Source organism: Mangrovibacter yixingensis, assembly GCF_020523985.1.
In the GTDB taxonomy this organism is placed as follows: domain Bacteria; phylum Pseudomonadota; class Gammaproteobacteria; order Enterobacterales; family Enterobacteriaceae; genus Mangrovibacter; species Mangrovibacter yixingensis.
The window spans coordinates 185,925-202,406 of record NZ_JAIVKM010000005.1; the positions used below are offsets into that span (position 1 = coordinate 185,925).

A 16,482-nucleotide genomic window follows, 5' to 3' on the forward strand; every position below is an offset into this window, starting at 1 on the left:
CCGGATTACACAGGCAACTCAGTCGTTGGTCAGCAGATTAGCCAGTGTGCGCACACCAATCCCGGTAGCACCAGCGGACCACAGATCAACGGCAGACTTACGGTATGTCGCCGAGCAGTCGATATGCAACCAACCCTGTTGGTAGTTTTCGACAAAATGCGACAAGAAGCCCGCAGCCGTACTCGCACCTGCCGGGGAAACGGCTCCGGCAGTGTTATTCAGCTCGGCAAAGTTTGATGGCAACTGATGGCGGTGGATCTCCGCAAGCGGCAGGCGCCAGAAGGCTTCATTTTCCGCAGTTGCACTGGTCATCAGTTTGCTGACCAGTGCATCGTCAAAGCTCAGCAGTGCATGGTAGTCGTTACCCAACGCCGTTTTCGCCGCACCAGTTAATGTCGCACAATCAATAATCAGCTCTGGCTTTAATGCGCTGGCATCAATCAGGCCATCGGCCAGCACCAGGCGGCCTTCAGCATCAGTATTCATCACTTCAACGGTTTTGCCGTTGCGGTAGCGAATGATGTCACCCAGTTTAAACGCGTTGCCACTCACCATATTATCTGCACAGCATAACAGCAGTTTGACGCGCTTTTGCAGGCCACGAGTAATCGCAAAAGCCAGTGAACCCGTCACCAGCGCAGCGCCACCCATATCAGACTTCATGGAGTCCATAAAGCTGCTTTGTTTCAGGCTGTAGCCACCAGAATCAAAGGTGATACCTTTCCCTACCAGGCAGGCATATACCGGTGCTTCTGCATCGCCTGTTGGGTTGAAATCAAGGGACAGCAATACCGGTGAACGCGAGGAACCACGCCCGACGGTATGAATACCGGCATAGTTTTGTTCACGCAAATCTTCGCCTTTAGTGATGCGGTAACTCACCTGGTCACCCGCGACATCCACTAATAAATCAATAGCACGGGTTGCCAGTTGTTCCGGGCTCAAGTCTTCTGCGGGAAGATTTATAGTGTCTCGTACCCAGTCAATAATCTTGAGGCGGTTATTGAGTTCTTGCTGTTCTGCTTGTTCAAGAACCGGCCACTCAACATTGCGCACGCCTTTTGGCGCGCGGTAGCCCATCCAGAACGCCCAACTTTTTTCAACATCCCAGCCTTCGCCAGCCAGAGCGACCTGTTTGAACCCCAGGCCATCAATTTTGCGGCCAGCACGTTGGATCAACGCATTATCATTGTTGCCGGTTAAATGCAGGGTAATCCCTTCATTATTGATGCTGTACAGTGCTTTTTCGCCCCAGCGCGCATCAGCGGGTGTGCTGGAAAGCGTGATGTTCATCACTTCAGTTGTCATTGTTAGTATCCTTAAAACTGTGTGTAACGATTCACACAAAAAATATGCTGCGAACAGACGCAAAAACGGGCCGCTAAATGCAGCCCGTACCTGGTATCAATCCGCTTCATCCAGCCAAACCAGCAGGATGGCTTCAAGAATTTTTTCATTGGATGCGCTGGGATCATCGTCGAATTCATCCAGTTCGCAAACCCATTGGTGCATATCGGTAAAACGAACCGTCTTCGGATCAACATCCGGGCGGCTGTCGTAGAGTGCTTCACCGATTTCACGGCTATCTGTCCATTTTAATCCCATGTCGCTCTCCTGTTAGTGTTCACGTGCATGGTTAATGGTATAGCGCGGGATCTCAACCACCAGGTCTTCATCTGTTACTTTCGCCTGGCAACCCAGGCGGCTTTCTGGCTCCAGACCCCAGGCCTTATCCAGCATGTCGTCTTCATCTTCGCTGCTTTCAGGCAGGGAATCAAAACCTTCACGAACAATGCAGTGGCACGTAGTGCAGGCACAAGATTTCTCACAGGCATGTTCGATTTCGATGCCGTTGCGCAGAGCAACGTCAAGAATCGTCTCACCCGTCTGTGCTTCCAAAACTGCGCCATCCGGGCAAAGATCCTGATGGGGCAGAAAAACAATCTTAGGCATATTAAACCTCGTCGACGGAATGGCCTTTCAACGCCCGACGAATAGATGCATCCATCCGGCGCGCAGCGAATTCCTGAGTTTGCTTATCAACATTTTTTATTGCATTTTCAATGGCGTCTGGGGAATTTCCCTGAGCGGCATCCTGCAGTTGTACTGCTGCAGTATCTATCGCCAGACGTTCATTGTCGTCCAGCAAGGCGCCATCAACGTCAAGTGCTCCGGCCAGGCTTTCCAGTACACGGGCCGCTTCAACTTTTTGTTCTGCCAGCATTCGAGCGCTAACATCCTGCTCTGCAAAACTGATGGAATCCTGGATCATGGAAGCAATTTCACCATCTGACAGGCCGTAAGAGGGTTTCACCTGAATAGAGGCTTCTACTCCGGTTGATTTTTCCATAGCCGTTACGCTCAGCAGCCCATCCGCATCTACCTGGAAAGTAACGCGGATATGCGCACCACCAGCAGGCAATGCCGGAATGCCACGCAAAGAGAAACGGGCCAGTGAACGGCAATCGGAAACAAGTTCACGTTCCCCCTGCAAGACATGAATCGCCATTGCAGTCTGGCCGTCTTTAAAGGTAGTGAATTCTTGGGCGCGGGCCACAGGAATAGTCGTGTTCCGTGGAATAACTTTTTCCACCAGGCCCCCCATCGTTTCCAGGCCCAGTGACAAGGGGATGACATCCAGCAACAACATTTCGCTGTCAGGTTTGTTACCCACCAGAATATCTGCCTGAATCGCCGCGCCAACTGCCACAACTTTATCCGGGTCGATTGACGTCAGCGGTGTACGGCCAAAAAACTCACCTACCCGTTCACGCACCAGAGGTACACGAGTAGAGCCCCCCACCATCACGACTTCCAGCACTTCACTGGCATCGATACCGGAATCTTTCAAAGTGCGGCGGCAGGAGAGTAAAGTCCGTTTAACCAGTGCGCCAATCAGTTCATTGAATTGTGAACGCGTAACGGTGCCCAGCCAGTCGCCTATCCGCACTTCAGTTTGTTGTGCATCACTCAGCGCAATTTTGGTGGCAATCGCCGTATCCAGCACCTGGCGTTGCAGGCGGCTATCCAGCGGAGTATTCAGCCCTGCCTGCTCACAGAGCCAGTCTGCCAGCAGGTGGTCGAAATCATCACCACCCAGCGCGGAATCCCCTCCGGTTGCCAACACTTCAAACACACCGCGATTCAGACGCAGGACAGAAATATCAAAAGTACCACCACCCAGGTCATACACGGCAATCACGCCTTCCTGGCCGGAATCAAGCCCATAGGCAATCGCCGCAGCAGTAGGTTCATTCAGCAAACGCAGTACATGCAAGCCCGCCAGACGGGCAGCATCTTTAGTTGCCTGACGCTGAGCATCATCAAAATAAGCTGGAACCGTGATAACTACGCCATCCAGCTCACCGTTCAGTGTCTCAACCGCTCTTGCCGCCAGATTTTTGAGAATGTCAGCAGAAACACGCACCGGGTTCAAAGCACCTGCCGGGGTAACGATAAGCGGCAAGCCATTTTCACTGGACTGGAATTGGTAAGGTAAATGCGGGTAGCGTGCCTGAATATCACTCAGTGAACGGCCCATGAGGCGTTTTACCGAGCTGATGGTATTAGCTGGGTCTTGAGCGGCATTTGCACGCGCTTCCCACCCGACCAGATGTTGCGTGGCATTGTAATGTACAACTGATGGCAACAAATGACGCCCTTCATGGTCAGCCAGGGTTTCGGTTTGCCCACTACGGACCGTCGCCACCAGCGAGTTTGTGGTCCCCAGGTCAATCCCCACCGCCAGCTTGCGCTGATGCGGCGCAGCACTCATGCCGGGCTCACTGATTTGTAATAAGGCCATGTTAAGCTTCCAAATTCATCACCTGGGTTACCAGGTGGTTGATGGTTGCCGGAAAACACCAGCATCAAATATCGAGCAATTTTTCTTCGAATTGTTCTGCCTGCGAGCGTAACTTGTCCAAAAAACGCAACTTACGCACACTGTCTGCGGCACTGTCCCACTGTTCTGCATCCAGCAGCGACACCATATCTTTGTGGCGCGCATTATACATTTGCGTGACGCGCGCTAAAAATGCTTCCAGACGAACCTCATCACGTTTTTGCTCAATGCCATCCAGTTCTTCACGCAATTCCAGTTGTTCCATCAGAAACGCGGTATCACGCACCGTATGCTGTTCACTTGCCAGGTCGAAGCCATGCAAGGACAAAATATATTCTGCACGAGAAAGGGGATGACGCAGGGTCTGCCACGCCTGATTGATGTTGGCGGACTGCTGAACAGCCAGTAATTGTTCCGCTTGCGGGCGGCTGGCGAATTTATCGGGGTGAAACTGACGCTGCAGTTCCTGGTACCGGTCCGCCAGTTGACTGCTGTCGAGCGAATAACTTACCGGCACCCCAAACAGGGTAAAGTAATCCATAAACGTTCCGGAGTTTGCAGACTAAAAGCAATACCCCACAGCAAACATGTTGCTATGGGGTCGGTGGAGGGTGCGCTGTCAGACGTTAAAACTTTCGCCGCAGCCACACTCATTTTTCACGTTAGGGTTTGTGAATTTAAACCCTTCGTTCAGGCCTTCTTTTACGAAGTCCAACTGAGTGCCATCAAGAAAACGCAGGCTTTTCTCATCGACAACCACTTTGACGCCTTTGTCTTCGAACACCACATCTTCTGCGGCCGCCTCGTCAACAAACTCCAGTACATAAGCCATGCCGGAGCAACCCGAGGTACGAACCCCAAGGCGCAAGCCAAAACCTTTTCCGCGGTTAGCTAAAAAAGTGTTAACTCGAGTAGCAGCACTGTCGCTAAGGGTAATCGACATACAACAACCTCAATAAGCTTTCAGATTTCCGGGCAAGCCCGGAAGACATTATTTTGATTCGCGTTTACTTTTATAATCAGCAATTGCGGCTTTAATAGCATCTTCTGCCAGAATTGAGCAGTGAATTTTCACTGGCGGCAGCTCAAGCTCTTCGGCGATGTCAGTATTTTTAATCGCCTGTGCTTCATCCAGGGATTTCCCTTTTACCCACTCAGTAACCAGTGAGCTGGATGCAATTGCGGAACCGCAACCATAGGTTTTAAATCGTGCGTCTTCAATCACGCCGTTATCATTTACTTTGATCTGCAGTTTCATGACGTCGCCACATGCCGGGGCGCCAACCATACCGCTACCAACGTTTTCATCGTTGTTATCAAAGGAACCCACGTTACGGGGATTCTCGTAGTGATCAATCACTTTTTCGCTATATGCCATGGTGAATTCTCCTTATGTCCTGCTTATTGATTAATGTTCAGCCCATTCGATGGTCGTCAGATCAACACCCTGTTTAAACATTTCCCACAGCGGAGAAAGTTCACGCAGGCGACCAATAGATTTACGAACCAGTTCGATGGTGTAATCAATTTCTTCTTCTGTCGTAAAACGCCCTAATGAGAAGCGAATAGAGCTGTGAGCCAGCTCATCGCTCATACCAAGAGCACGCAGCACATAAGAAGGTTCAAGGCTTGCTGAGGTACAGGCGGAACCAGAAGAAACCGCAAGGTCTTTCAGCGCCATAATCAGTGACTCACCTTCAACATAGTTAAAGCTGACGTTCAGGATGTTTGGTGCGGTGTGTTCCGGGCAGCCATTAAGATAGACTTCTTCAATGTCTTTAATGCCATTCCACAAGCGAGCACGCAGTGCGCCAAGGCGAGCAGATTCACTTGCCATTTCTTCTTTAGCAATGTGATAGGCTTCACCCATCCCAACAATCTGATGAACTGGCAGAGTACCTGAACGCATACCACGTTCATGGCCACCACCATGCATTTGCGCTTCAATACGCACACGCGGTTTACGGCGAACATACAACGCACCAATACCTTTCGGGCCATAGATTTTGTGGCCAGAGAAAGACATCAGGTCAACTTTCAACTTGCTCAGATCGATAGGTAATTTACCTACGCTCTGGGTCGCATCGACATGGTAGATAATGCCACGCGCACGGCATAATTCGCCGATAGCTTCGATATCCTGAACCACACCGATTTCGTTGTTAACATGCATGATAGAAACCAGGATTGTGTCATCACGCATTGCTGCTTCAAGAGCTTTTAAGTCAATAATACCGTTGCTTTGCGGCGCCAGATAAGTGACGTCAAAACCTTCACGCTCTAACTGGCGGCAAGTATCCAGAACTGCTTTGTGTTCTGTTTTACTGGTAATAATGTGCTTGCCTTTTTTCTGATAGAAGTTTGCAGCACCTTTAATTGCCAGGTTGTCGGATTCTGTGGCACCTGAGGTGAAGACGATTTCGCGTGGGTCTGCACCAACCAGTTCAGCAATCTGGTTACGAGCTACATCCACAGCTTCTTCTGCCTGCCAGCCAAAACGGTGAGAACGGGAAGCCGGGTTGCCGAAAGTCCCATCCATTGTCATAAACTGCATCATCTTCTCAGCAACACGCGGGTCAACCGGCGTTGTGGCTGAGTAATCAAGATAAATCGGTAATTTCATCGCTCTTAAGCTCCGTACATCACTTCAATGCGGCGAATCAGGCCAATATCGGCGTAATATCAGCGGCCAGGTAACCCTGGCCTGATTCGAAATAACTATATTATTACGTTTTTATGCGCGTAATTTAACATTGATGGCGTCTTGCGGACGCGAACTGCGAAGGGTGTTATCGCCGTGCTGGCGGTCAGCAACATCCAGCACTTCCTGGTTATTCACCAGCTCACCCAGCGTAATACCATTCAGGAATTCACTCAGACGGTCACTCAGGTCACGCCATAAAGCGTGAGTGAGGCATTTATCTCCGCCCTGGCAGCCGCCTTTACCCTGACAACGGGTGGCATCTACCGATTCGTCTACTGCACTAATCACTTCCCCCACAGCGATGGATGTGGCATCTTTACCTAGCAGGTATCCGCCACCAGGGCCACGGACACTGGAAACCAGGCCATTTTTACGCAGGCGGGAGAATAACTGCTCCAGGTAAGAGAGCGAAATTCCCTGGCGTTCAGAGATATCAGCCAACGGAACCGGGCCCGCTTCGGAGTTAAGCGCAACGTCCAGCATTGCGGTGACGGCATAGCGCCCTTTTGATGTCAGTCTCATGTCTTACTTAACCTCAAAAATGCCCCTCGAGCCGGGGGTTTATCATAGAATAGTTTTGCACAGCGAAGACAAGTCTGACATTCCTGAGTAAATTGGTCAACTATTTACCTGACTATTTTAGTCAACTATTTTTGGTGCGGATGCTCACCCTGGTCAATCGACGCCAAAATGCCGCGCAGAATATTCAATTCCTGGCTTTCCGGACGGGCACGGGTAAACAAACGGCGCAGTTTATTCATGACCTGGCCGGGATGGTTAGCGCGAATAAACCCGGTATTGAGCAACACCTGTTCCAGGTGCGTATAAAAACGTTCCAGGTCATCCACGAGGGGATAAGGAGTAGGTTCGGACTCACTTTTATGAGCGTCACTCTGGCCCAAAAATGCCATACGCACTTCATAGGCAATGACCTGCACAGCCATAGCCAGGTTAAGGGAGCTATAGTCTGGGTTTGCCGCAATCGCAACATGGTAGTGGCATTTTTGCAGTTCATCGTTCGTCAGGCCAACACGCTCACGGCCAAATACAATAGCGACAGGTGCATGTTGCGCTTCTTCTGTCGCTTTCAGGCCACATTCACGCGGATCCAGCATTGGCCAGGGGAGCGTTCTGGAACGAGCACTGGTGCCAACCACCAGGCTGCACCCTGCCAGCGCTTCATCCAGTGTATCTACAATCTGAGCATCACCAATGACATCACTGGCACCTGCAGCAAGTGCGATAGCCTGAGAATCAGGTTTTACCAATGGATTCACCAGCCAAAGATTGGTTAACCCCATGGTTTTCATGGCACGGGCAACAGACCCCATATTGCCGGTGTGGGACGTTTCAACCAGTACTACACGTATGTTTTGCAGCATAATGTTCACAGCAGATTAAGAATATCGCGCCATATTAGCATAAACCTGAGACATATTCCGAACCCTCTGCTATACTCCGCCCGTTTTCCTGTTCTTTAACATCCAGTGAGAGAAACCTGATGCATCCAATGCTCAATATCGCCGTGCGCGCTGCACGCAAGGCGGGTAACTTAATTGCCAAAAATTACGAAACCCCGGATAGCGTTGAAACCAGCCAGAAAGGTACCAACGACTTCGTGACTAACGTGGACAAAGCCGCCGAAAGTCTGATTATTGAGGTTATCCAAAAGTCTTACCCTCAGCACACCATTATTACTGAAGAGAGTGGTGAACTGGCCGGTACTGACGAGGATGTACAATGGGTTATCGATCCGCTGGATGGCACCACCAACTTCATTAAGCGTTTACCGCACTTCTCTGTTTCTATTGCTGTTCGTATCAAAGGCCGTACCGAAGTGGCTGTTGTTTACGATCCAATGCGCAATGAACTTTTCACTGCCGTTCGTGGCCAGGGCGCACAGCTCAATGGCTACCGTCTGCGTGGCAGCACTGCCCGCGACCTGGACGGTACCATTCTGGCAACTGGCTTCCCATTCAAGGCCAAACAGTACGCCACTACTTATATGAATATCATGGGCAAACTGTTCATTGAATGTGCTGACTTCCGTCGTACTGGTTCTGCAGCACTGGATCTCGCATACGTTGCCGCTGGCCGCGTGGATGGATACTTTGAAATTGGTCTGCGCCCGTGGGATTTCGCGGCGGGTGAATTGCTGGTGCGTGAAGCTGGCGGTCTGGTTTGCGACTTTGTTGGCGGCCACAACTACCTGACCACCGGTAACATCGTTGCTGGTAACCCGCGTGTAGTGAAAAACATGCTGTCTACTATGCGCGATGAGCTGAGTGAAGCGCTGAAACGCTAAGCCACTCAGTTCCCTTCTCTGTTATGCAGAGAAGGGAACTGTAGATTTACCCCCTGCCCCGTAAGCCAGGCAAAACCAATTCGGTACTTTGCCACAACACAATGCCACACACGCAAAGTATCACTCCCCCAGCCAGTGCCAATGTCGCCCACGCAGTTTGTTGCCAGTAAACCACACCACGGTTTTGTACCAGCTTTTGTGCCATAGCACGGCAACCGTGCGTTAAAAAAGCCAGCAATGAAATCGTAATCGCAGTGCCTGCAGCCATGGCCATCGCCGCAACAATTCCCCAGAAAAATACGCCTGCTACCTTGCTGAACAACAACACCATAATGGCACCGGAGCAAGGCCGCATCCCCATGGAACCAATAACCATTGCCTTCTCACGCCAACTGACTGCGCCAGAAACCTGTTCAGGTAGCGGGATATGCTGATGCCCGCAGCCACAATGAGGGGAATGGATATGAGCAGGCTTACCGCTGCCTGCCAGGTGCATACGTTGAAAACGTATTGGGCGTTTTAATGTGCGCCACAACTGGCGAATGGCCCGAAAACAGAGCATTACTCCCAGCGCGGTCACGACTAAAAAACTCGTTTTTTCCAGAAGATAATGGCTGTAATGAAGCTGGCGTGAAGGTAGTGCCAATATATAGAGCACGACAAACACCAGCACTACTGCAACCAGGCCTTGCAGCAAAGAAGCCGCCAGTGTCATACGCAGGCTGGTTTTCAATTTTGCCGGGTTTGTTGCAAGCCATGTTGCGATAATCACTTTTCCATGCCCAGGCCCGAGCGCATGCAAAATGCCATAGAGAAAACTCACGCCAACCAACATAATGCCGGATTTCACTGGCGTACTGGCAATACCGCGCAATAATTGGCTTACCTGTTGATTCAGCTCACGCTGCCAGGAAGCACTTTGAAACAGCACCTGTGACCAGTTAGCCCATAGCCAACCACAAACAATGACTAAGCAAATAAGAAAAACAGCTAACGGCCACATATCACTAATACGGGGCCCTTGCTTGCGCGGGGTGGAGATCAATGACATACCACCTCCACTTTTTGGGCAAAATGCTCGCCTAAAGCAAGGTCTTCATCGGGTGCTGACTGGTTATCCAGCGACAACGCATACGCCTGGATTTCGGCACCAGGGCTGGGAGTCTTGACCTTGACGTCGCAATTAGCGGGCCAGGTAACATCGCTGTCTTTCTGCCAGGACATGTCGACATAATAGGTTGGGTCATAGGTCTGCAAGCGGAAGGTATGCCCGGCCAACTCAAGAGGAGACGCTGGTGCAAGTGTGAAAGAAAGTACGGCTTTATGCCCTATTTTATACAACTTGCCACTCCCCCCCACAGCCAGCAACCTCACCGGTTTTTGGTCATACCACAGTGATGTGAAATAGTGCTGTAAAGAAATAGTTTGCATGACCTCCTGAGCCAGTTTCTGCCACACGGCATCGCCTTCAGGTGCCGACCCGGCATCGTAGAGCAAATCTGCCGATGTCACTTCATCCATTTCCCAGCGCATTTGCAGACCGGATAAATGCGAATCCCCCAGTGTACTGGTTTGAATATCAATAAAACTATGGGGATGTGCCAACACGGTACTGGCATACGCCAGCGCCACAAGAAAAATCCATTTATAATTCATGGCCTTTACCAAACTAAAATTCCTCAACATAAAATTTTGTGAGCCAGTCAAAATTCCGCGGATAAAAACATATCTGGCCGTCTGACAATGTATATGCTTAAGTTTACTTAATGTATCTCCAGGAGAGGCAGCATGACAACAACGACGCCAGCGCCAGTAAAAACAGTGCTTACGCGTCAGCAACGCCAGTGCCATCTGTTGTTATTGCTTTTGCTCACTGAACAACATTTCACACCGGAATTACTTAGTACTATTAATGGTACTGACCTGGAAACACTGAATAATGATATTGCTGATACTCATGAAGAAATTCATGCATGCCACCGTTTAGTAATCCGGCCAAACACCGAAGGCCATTACATTATTGAAGGCACCGACCTGGACAAGCAACTGTGCCTGTTCCACTGGTTAAGGCGGGCACTGCGGATTACACCAGACTTCGTGGAGCAACAGATAATCCCTCGTATAAAACAGACCCTAAAACAGCAAAGTATCCCACGTGCTTTATATGATGAAACAAACCTGCATGCTCTGGTTTCTTTAAGTGCCCGTCGCCTGTCCAGGCAGTTCAGTGAACGTGATGCTCGTTTTCTACGATTCTGGCTACTCTACAGTCTGCATTATCATTTAGCAGACTGTTTACCTGAATTTAATCGTTTGCAGCGTGAATGGATTGAAAATCGCAATGAGTTTTCGGCAGCCTGTGAAATATTCGGGCACCTTAACCGCCAGTTATCTGCTCCCGTGCACGGCCAGCATTCACATATGCTAGGGTTTGTTTTTTCATTACTTAAAACTCCTGACCCTGACAGCACGGCTAATCAGCATGAGAAGCAATTGCATTTCTCAATTCGGCGAATGACCCATGATTTTCGTACACAAACAGGTCTGCACTTTAGTGATGAAGAAGGCCTGCATCGCCAGCTATATATCCATCTGTTCCAGGCACTGGAAAGAGTGGTGCTGGGTATTGGGATTGAAACCAGCCTGCCAGAAGAAATTGTACGGCTTTATCCACGATTAATAGGCACAACACAGCAGGTGCTGCAACCTTTGTCCGGGCACTATCAGCTCCACTTTTCTGCCCAGGAAACCGGGCTTATCGCCGTAATTTTCGGTGCATGGCTAATGCAGGCTGATGCGCTACATGAGAAACAAGTATTGTTATTAACTGGTGATAATCCACCACGAGAAAAGGAACTGGAAAAACAGGTACGGGAATTGACGTTATTACCGTTAAATATCCAGTACCAGACAGTGCAGGCCTTTCATCATGAAGGGACACCTGCAGATATTGACCTGGTGATAAGCCCTTATGAGACACACTTTCCGTTGGTATCTCCCCCGCTGATTCACGCGGTGGAACCTTTAACGCTCCACCAACAGCAGCGTATTCGCACCATTCTCGAAGGCTAAGCTAAGGCTGTTTGACCAACGGGCGAGCCGGGCGAATAAATATCGCAGGGAAAGCGACACCCGCCATGACCCAAAACATCCCAGCCCCCAGGTGCTGGTACAAGAAACCAGCAAAGAGCGTCATTAACGCAATACTGCCACCCATCGCCACCGCCGAATAGACAGCCTGCAAACGAATAACATCTGCCCCCTGACGTGCCGAAATATACCGCATAGCCGCCAAGTGGCAGACGGTAAAACTGCCACAATGCAGTACCTGTGCCACCAGTAAAAACGGTAATGCCGTGGTTTCGGCAATAATTGACCAACGAATAACGCCACAAACAGCCGAAAGTAGTAACAACTGGCTGGCACTCCAGCGGCGAAACAGGCGGTTGCTTAGGGCAAATATAATAATTTCAGCCACCACGCCCAGAGACCATAAATACCCGACAGTCGCAGCAGAATAACCTGCATCTTTCCAGTAAATAGCACTGAAACCGTAATACGCCGCATGCGCACCTTGCAACAGTGACACACAGGCAATAAAACGCCACGAACGTACAACCAGAGCCCACCATCCCGCCAAACCGGTATGATCCTGCTGGCGCAATACTCCCTGCGGCATCACAGACGGGCGGAGCATCATCCCCGCGACCATTGCTCCGGTTCCCAGCATCAACATAATCAGAATCACATCTGACTGGTACAGGCTAACCAGTTTTCCGGTTAAGGCAGAGCCTATAACAAAGGCCAGCGATCCCCAAAGACGTACTCGCCCATAATCCAGAGGGAATTGCCGCTGCCATGTTCCGGCAAGAGAATCAGTAAGAGGAACCAGAGGCGAGAAGAAAACGTTAAACCCTAGCATGACTAATAATAGCCAGACTACCTGGTTCCCTACCCAGAAACCGAGCGCACAAAGGAAAGCTAACGAAGCCAGCAACCGCAAAGCAAAAACCAGACGGGAAGGATCGTTCACACGAGGTGCCAATAACAAGCTGCCCAAAAAACGGGCGACCAGGCCACATCCCAACAATAAACCAATGGTATCGGGCTTAAGCCCGCGGCCTTCAAGCCAGACACTCCAGAAAGGGAGGAAAATACCGTAACTGAAAAAATAGGTGAAATAACTGAGCGCCAGCCAGCGCGTAGACTGCATAACCATACTGCCTCCCTGTGCGAGGGCGATAGTTTCGCCGAGGGGCATCTGGCATGCAAGTGGTAATTAACAGTGTGATAACACATAAAAAAACAGGCCGGATGTGCGGCCTGTTTTATACGTTTTAGTAAAGTAAAACGAAATTATGCGTAAACCGGGAAACGTGCACAGATTGCCAGTACGTTTTGTTTGATACGCTCAATGGTGGCTTCATCGTTAAGATTATCCAGCACATCACACATCCAACCCGCCAGCTCACGTACTTCAGCTTCTTTAAAGCCACGACGAGTAACCGCTGGTGTACCGACACGAATACCAGAAGTCACAAATGGGCTCTTAGGATCGTTAGGTACGCTGTTTTTGTTTACGGTAATGTTGGCACGGCCCAGAGCTGCATCAGCATCTTTACCGGTGATTTCTTTATCAACCAGGTCCAGCAGGAACAGATGGTTATCAGTGCCGCCAGAAACGACTTTATAACCACGAGACAGGAATACAGACACCATCTCTTTCGCGTTTTTAGCAACCTGCTGTTGGTAAGTTTTGAACGCAGGTTCCATGGCTTCTTTCAATGCTACCGCTTTACCGGCAATCACATGCATTAACGGACCGCCCTGCCCACCAGGGAACACAGCAGAGTTGAGTTTTTTATACAAATCTTCGCTGCCGTCTTTCGCCAGAATCAAACCACCGCGCGGGCCAGCCAGCGTTTTGTGAGTAGTGGTTGTCACAACATGAGCGTGTGGAACTGGGTTCGGATAAACACCTGCAGCAACCAGACCTGCAACGTGTGCCATATCAACAAACAGATAAGCACCAATGCTGTCAGCGATTTCACGCATTTTCGCCCAATCAACCACACCAGAATATGCAGAGAAGCCACCGATGATCATTTTCGGTTTGTGGGTTTCCGCCTGTTTGGCTAAATCAGCGTAATCAATATGGCCAGTTTCATCGATGCCGTAAGGCACGATGTTGTACAGTTTGCCAGAGAAGTTAACTGGTGAACCGTGAGTCAGGTGACCACCATGGGCCAGGTTCATACCCAGCACTGTGTCGCCCGGTTGCAGCAATGCTGTGTAAACGGCAAAGTTTGCCTGGGAACCTGAATGAGGCTGAACGTTAGCGTAATCTGCGCCAAACAGTTCTTTAGCACGGTCAATGGCCAGTTGTTCTACGATATCAACGTATTCACAACCACCGTAATAACGTTTGCCAGGGTAGCCTTCAGCATATTTATTGGTTAACTGGGAACCCTGCGCCTGCATAACGCGTGGGCTGGTGTAGTTTTCGGAGGCGATCAGCTCAATGTGTTCTTCCTGACGTACTTTCTCTTGCTCCATCGCCTGCCAAAGTTCGGCATCATAATCGGCAATGTTCATTTCTCGCTTTAACATCCGCATCTCCTGACTCAGCTAACGGTAAAAAATATACTGCTTTAGGGGACCCTTGTGGGCAACGGGCAACAGTTTAAACCGATTCACAAAGGGAAGATAGAGGCTGAAGGAGGTTTTTACGCAAACGATTGGCACAGCGCCAGACAAGGCTTTCAACAAAACAATTACATGCGTAAAGAATAGGATATTTTCTCAACATGACATGCATGTTATTTCATCTTCCACCTCGCTTTGTCCAGCAAAAAATAGTCGTTTACAGCATCTCGGCTTATTTTATAAGATGTATATAAAATACATGTTATAAAATGGAGACAGTCTGATGATTGAGGCAAAAACCATCGCTATGGTGAAATCCACTATTCCAGCGGTTATGGAAACCGGCCCGGCGTTGACGGCTCATTTTTACGAACGGATGTTCCTCTATAACCCTGAACTCAAAGAAATATTCAATATGAGTAATCAACGTAATGGTGATCAGCGTGAGGCACTGTTCAATGCGATTTGTGCCTGGGCAAGCCATTTGGAAACGCCAGAAGCTCTGAGCAAAGCTGTTGAGAAAATCGCCCAAAAACATACCAGTTTCAGTATTCAGCCAGCACAATATGACATCGTTGGCTATCACTTACTGGCAACACTCAAGGAGATGCTCAACCCAAGGCAGGATGTGCTGGATGCATGGGGAAAGGCTTATCAGGCGCTGGCTGAGATATTTATTCGCCGCGAAGCGGAAATCTACCAAAACAACCTGAATAAGAAGGGTGGCTGGCAAGGTACACGCCGTTTTCGCCTTATCGCCAAAACACGAGAAAGTGAAACCATTACCAGTTTTAAATTTGCCGCTGAAGACGGTGGCTGTGTCATAGCTTACCAACCGGGTCAATATACTGCTGTATGGATCAAACCAGACGGTTTTGAACATCAGGAAATTCGCCAGTATTCCCTTACCCACCAGCCAGACGGGCAACACTACTGTATCGCCGTTAAACGAGACAATAAGGGGTTGGTTTCGCGCTGGTTGCATGATTGCGCTGAACCCGGTGATATTGTCTGCCTTGCACCACCAGCAGGGGATTTTTACCTGAATGTCACACCACAAACACCAGTAAGCTTAATTTCTGCGGGTACCGGGATGACACCATTACTCGCCATGTTAGGCTCACTGGCACAATGCGGCCACCAGGCCCAGGTTAATTGGTTCCATGCAGCGAAAAATAGCCACCAGCACGCATTTTCTAGTCTGGTAAAACATACCGGAGCACAACTTCGCCACTTTACCCAACAGATTTGGTACAGCAAGCCTGAGCCGGCAGATATTACAGAGACGAGCAGTATTAAAGCAGGCCGTATGGACCTGACCCCGTACACATCCAGCCTGAACGACCCACAAATGACCTGGTGGCTGTGCGGCCCGGTTGGGTTTATGCAGTTTATTGCCCGGCAGTTAGTGGATAACGGTGTTAACGCCGAACGTATTCACTACGAATGCTTTGGCCCACATAAAGTGCTGTAAATACAAAAGCCCTCGCTTAATGCGAGGGCTCAGAGAAATGATGATTTTGGAAACGTCAGCGCCAGCTAATTAGATTGCAGCGTCGTCTTCTTCGCCAGTACGAATACGCACTACACGCGCAACGTCAAAAACAAAAATCTTGCCATCACCAATTTTACCCGTCTGAGCAGTTTGTGTGATGGTATCGACACACATATCTACCAGGTCGTCAGTTACAACAATTTCAATTTTGACTTTAGGCAGGAAATCCACCATGTATTCTGCGCCACGGTAGAGCTCTGTGTGACCTTTCTGGCGGCCAAAACCTTTCACTTCGGTGACCGTCATCCCTGTAATGCCCACTTCAGCCAGAGCTTCACGAACATCATCTAGTTTGAACGGTTTAATAATCGCATCAATCTTTTTCATGGTGGTTCCTTAAAACGCCACGCAGGGGAGGCAACAACGAACAGCATAAGCGGGCGCTAACGGTACCACATACCGGGTAGATAGCGGTACGTAAATGCGCC

At 49.7% G+C, this 16,482-nt stretch carries 18 protein-coding genes; 3 read left to right on the plus strand and 15 right to left on the minus strand.

Annotated features, from left to right (window positions below; genetic code table 11):
* Window positions 1-18: 18 nt before the first annotated feature.
* From pepB to trmJ, 10 genes are all read right to left on the minus strand, one after another.
* Window positions 19-1,308, minus strand: coding sequence for an aminopeptidase PepB (pepB, locus tag LC084_RS16840; RefSeq protein ID WP_226572328.1), 1,290 nt, complete (start codon window positions 1,306-1,308; stop codon window positions 19-21).
* 96 nt (window positions 1,309-1,404) lie between these two features.
* Window positions 1,405-1,605, minus strand: a complete 201-nt coding sequence (gene iscX, locus LC084_RS16845) for a Fe-S cluster assembly protein IscX (RefSeq protein WP_226572329.1) — start codon at window positions 1,603-1,605, stop codon at window positions 1,405-1,407.
* Window positions 1,606-1,617: 12 nt separating this feature from the next.
* The gene (gene fdx, locus LC084_RS16850) at window positions 1,618-1,953 is read right to left on the minus strand and encodes an ISC system 2Fe-2S type ferredoxin (protein WP_226572330.1); all 336 of its coding nucleotides are present in this window, start codon (window positions 1,951-1,953) and stop codon (window positions 1,618-1,620) included.
* A 1-nt stretch (window position 1,954) separates the two neighbouring features.
* Window positions 1,955-3,805 (minus strand): Fe-S protein assembly chaperone HscA, encoded by a 1,851-nt coding sequence (gene hscA / locus LC084_RS16855; RefSeq protein WP_226572331.1) that lies wholly within the window; start codon window positions 3,803-3,805, stop codon window positions 1,955-1,957.
* Between the two features lie 64 nt (window positions 3,806-3,869).
* Complete coding sequence (gene hscB, locus LC084_RS16860; protein ID WP_226572332.1) at window positions 3,870-4,385, minus strand: co-chaperone HscB; 516 nt, start codon at window positions 4,383-4,385, stop codon at window positions 3,870-3,872.
* Window positions 4,386-4,463: 78 nt separating this feature from the next.
* Window positions 4,464-4,787, minus strand: a complete 324-nt coding sequence (iscA, locus tag LC084_RS16865; protein ID WP_036116367.1) for an iron-sulfur cluster assembly protein IscA — start codon at window positions 4,785-4,787, stop codon at window positions 4,464-4,466.
* 48 nt (window positions 4,788-4,835) lie between these two features.
* Window positions 4,836-5,222, minus strand: coding sequence for a Fe-S cluster assembly scaffold IscU (gene iscU, locus LC084_RS16870; RefSeq protein ID WP_036116369.1), 387 nt, complete (start codon window positions 5,220-5,222; stop codon window positions 4,836-4,838).
* 30 nt (window positions 5,223-5,252) lie between these two features.
* On the minus strand, window positions 5,253-6,467 hold the full coding sequence (locus tag LC084_RS16875) for an IscS subfamily cysteine desulfurase (RefSeq protein ID WP_226572333.1): 1,215 nt from the start codon (window positions 6,465-6,467) through the stop codon (window positions 5,253-5,255).
* Between the two features lie 111 nt (window positions 6,468-6,578).
* On the minus strand, window positions 6,579-7,070 hold the full coding sequence (gene iscR, locus LC084_RS16880; protein WP_036116374.1) for a Fe-S cluster assembly transcriptional regulator IscR: 492 nt from the start codon (window positions 7,068-7,070) through the stop codon (window positions 6,579-6,581).
* A gap of 125 nt (window positions 7,071-7,195) precedes the next feature.
* Window positions 7,196-7,930 carry a tRNA (cytosine(32)/uridine(32)-2'-O)-methyltransferase TrmJ gene (gene trmJ / locus LC084_RS16885; RefSeq protein WP_226572334.1) on the minus strand — a complete coding sequence of 245 codons (735 nt, stop codon included), beginning with the start codon at window positions 7,928-7,930 and terminating at the stop codon, window positions 7,196-7,198.
* Window positions 7,931-8,049: 119 nt separating this feature from the next.
* Here trmJ and suhB point away from each other — a divergent pair, with 119 nt between their 5' ends.
* Window positions 8,050-8,853 carry an inositol-1-monophosphatase gene (gene suhB, locus LC084_RS16890; protein ID WP_226572335.1) on the plus strand — a complete coding sequence of 268 codons (804 nt, stop codon included), beginning with the start codon at window positions 8,050-8,052 and terminating at the stop codon, window positions 8,851-8,853.
* A gap of 46 nt (window positions 8,854-8,899) precedes the next feature.
* Here suhB and LC084_RS16895 read toward each other — a convergent pair whose 3' ends face one another.
* On the minus strand, window positions 8,900-9,904 hold the full coding sequence (locus tag LC084_RS16895; RefSeq protein ID WP_226572336.1) for a nickel/cobalt transporter: 1,005 nt from the start codon (window positions 9,902-9,904) through the stop codon (window positions 8,900-8,902).
* On the minus strand, window positions 9,895-10,509 hold the full coding sequence (locus LC084_RS16900; RefSeq protein WP_226572337.1) for a DUF1007 family protein: 615 nt from the start codon (window positions 10,507-10,509) through the stop codon (window positions 9,895-9,897). Before LC084_RS16900 ends, LC084_RS16895 begins: the two co-directional genes overlap by 10 nt.
* A 132-nt stretch (window positions 10,510-10,641) precedes the next feature.
* Here LC084_RS16900 and csiE point away from each other — a divergent pair, with 132 nt between their 5' ends.
* Window positions 10,642-11,925 carry a stationary phase inducible protein CsiE gene (csiE, locus tag LC084_RS16905; protein WP_226572338.1) on the plus strand — a complete coding sequence of 428 codons (1,284 nt, stop codon included), beginning with the start codon at window positions 10,642-10,644 and terminating at the stop codon, window positions 11,923-11,925.
* Between the two features lies 1 nt (window position 11,926).
* Here csiE and LC084_RS16910 read toward each other — a convergent pair whose 3' ends face one another.
* Complete coding sequence (locus LC084_RS16910) at window positions 11,927-13,072, minus strand: 3-phenylpropionate MFS transporter (protein ID WP_226572339.1); 1,146 nt, start codon at window positions 13,070-13,072, stop codon at window positions 11,927-11,929.
* A 137-nt stretch (window positions 13,073-13,209) separates the two neighbouring features.
* The gene (gene glyA, locus LC084_RS16915) at window positions 13,210-14,463 is read right to left on the minus strand and encodes a serine hydroxymethyltransferase (RefSeq protein WP_226572340.1); all 1,254 of its coding nucleotides are present in this window, start codon (window positions 14,461-14,463) and stop codon (window positions 13,210-13,212) included.
* 319 nt (window positions 14,464-14,782) lie between these two features.
* Here glyA and hmpA point away from each other — a divergent pair, with 319 nt between their 5' ends.
* A complete protein-coding gene (gene hmpA, locus LC084_RS16920) occupies window positions 14,783-15,973 on the plus strand; it encodes an NO-inducible flavohemoprotein (protein WP_226572341.1) in 1,191 nt (396 codons plus the stop codon).
* A 69-nt stretch (window positions 15,974-16,042) separates the two neighbouring features.
* Here hmpA and glnB read toward each other — a convergent pair whose 3' ends face one another.
* Entirely contained in the window at window positions 16,043-16,381 is a 339-nt protein-coding gene (glnB, locus tag LC084_RS16925) for a nitrogen regulatory protein P-II (protein WP_226572342.1), read from the minus strand.
* Between the last annotated feature and the right edge of the window lie 101 nt (window positions 16,382-16,482).

Bases quoted from the DNA above. Each gene is read 5' to 3' on its own strand.
- hscA (WP_226572331.1), bottom strand. From the start codon at position 3,805: ATGGCCTTATTACAAATCAGTGAGCCCGGCATGAGTGCTGCGCCGCAT.
- LC084_RS16895 (WP_226572336.1), bottom strand. From the start codon at position 9,904: ATGTCATTGATCTCCACCCCGCGCAAGCAAGGGCCCCGTATTAGTGAT.
- glyA (WP_226572340.1), bottom strand. From the start codon at position 14,463: ATGTTAAAGCGAGAAATGAACATTGCCGATTATGATGCCGAACTTTGG.
- hmpA (WP_226572341.1), top strand. From the start codon at position 14,783: ATGATTGAGGCAAAAACCATCGCTATGGTGAAATCCACTATTCCAGCG.
- LC084_RS16910 (WP_226572339.1), bottom strand. From the start codon at position 13,072: ATGGTTATGCAGTCTACGCGCTGGCTGGCGCTCAGTTATTTCACCTAT.
- fdx (WP_226572330.1), bottom strand. From the start codon at position 1,953: ATGCCTAAGATTGTTTTTCTGCCCCATCAGGATCTTTGCCCGGATGGC.
- iscA (WP_036116367.1), bottom strand. From the start codon at position 4,787: ATGTCGATTACCCTTAGCGACAGTGCTGCTACTCGAGTTAACACTTTT.
- LC084_RS16875 (WP_226572333.1), bottom strand. From the start codon at position 6,467: ATGAAATTACCGATTTATCTTGATTACTCAGCCACAACGCCGGTTGAC.
- suhB (WP_226572335.1), top strand. From the start codon at position 8,050: ATGCATCCAATGCTCAATATCGCCGTGCGCGCTGCACGCAAGGCGGGT.
- csiE (WP_226572338.1), top strand. From the start codon at position 10,642: ATGACAACAACGACGCCAGCGCCAGTAAAAACAGTGCTTACGCGTCAG.
- pepB (WP_226572328.1), bottom strand. From the start codon at position 1,308: ATGACAACTGAAGTGATGAACATCACGCTTTCCAGCACACCCGCTGAT.
- glnB (WP_226572342.1), bottom strand. From the start codon at position 16,381: ATGAAAAAGATTGATGCGATTATTAAACCGTTCAAACTAGATGATGTT.
- iscU (WP_036116369.1), bottom strand. From the start codon at position 5,222: ATGGCATATAGCGAAAAAGTGATTGATCACTACGAGAATCCCCGTAAC.
- iscX (WP_226572329.1), bottom strand. From the start codon at position 1,605: ATGGGATTAAAATGGACAGATAGCCGTGAAATCGGTGAAGCACTCTAC.
- trmJ (WP_226572334.1), bottom strand. From the start codon at position 7,930: ATGCTGCAAAACATACGTGTAGTACTGGTTGAAACGTCCCACACCGGC.
- hscB (WP_226572332.1), bottom strand. From the start codon at position 4,385: ATGGATTACTTTACCCTGTTTGGGGTGCCGGTAAGTTATTCGCTCGAC.
- iscR (WP_036116374.1), bottom strand. From the start codon at position 7,070: ATGAGACTGACATCAAAAGGGCGCTATGCCGTCACCGCAATGCTGGAC.
- LC084_RS16900 (WP_226572337.1), bottom strand. From the start codon at position 10,509: ATGAATTATAAATGGATTTTTCTTGTGGCGCTGGCGTATGCCAGTACC.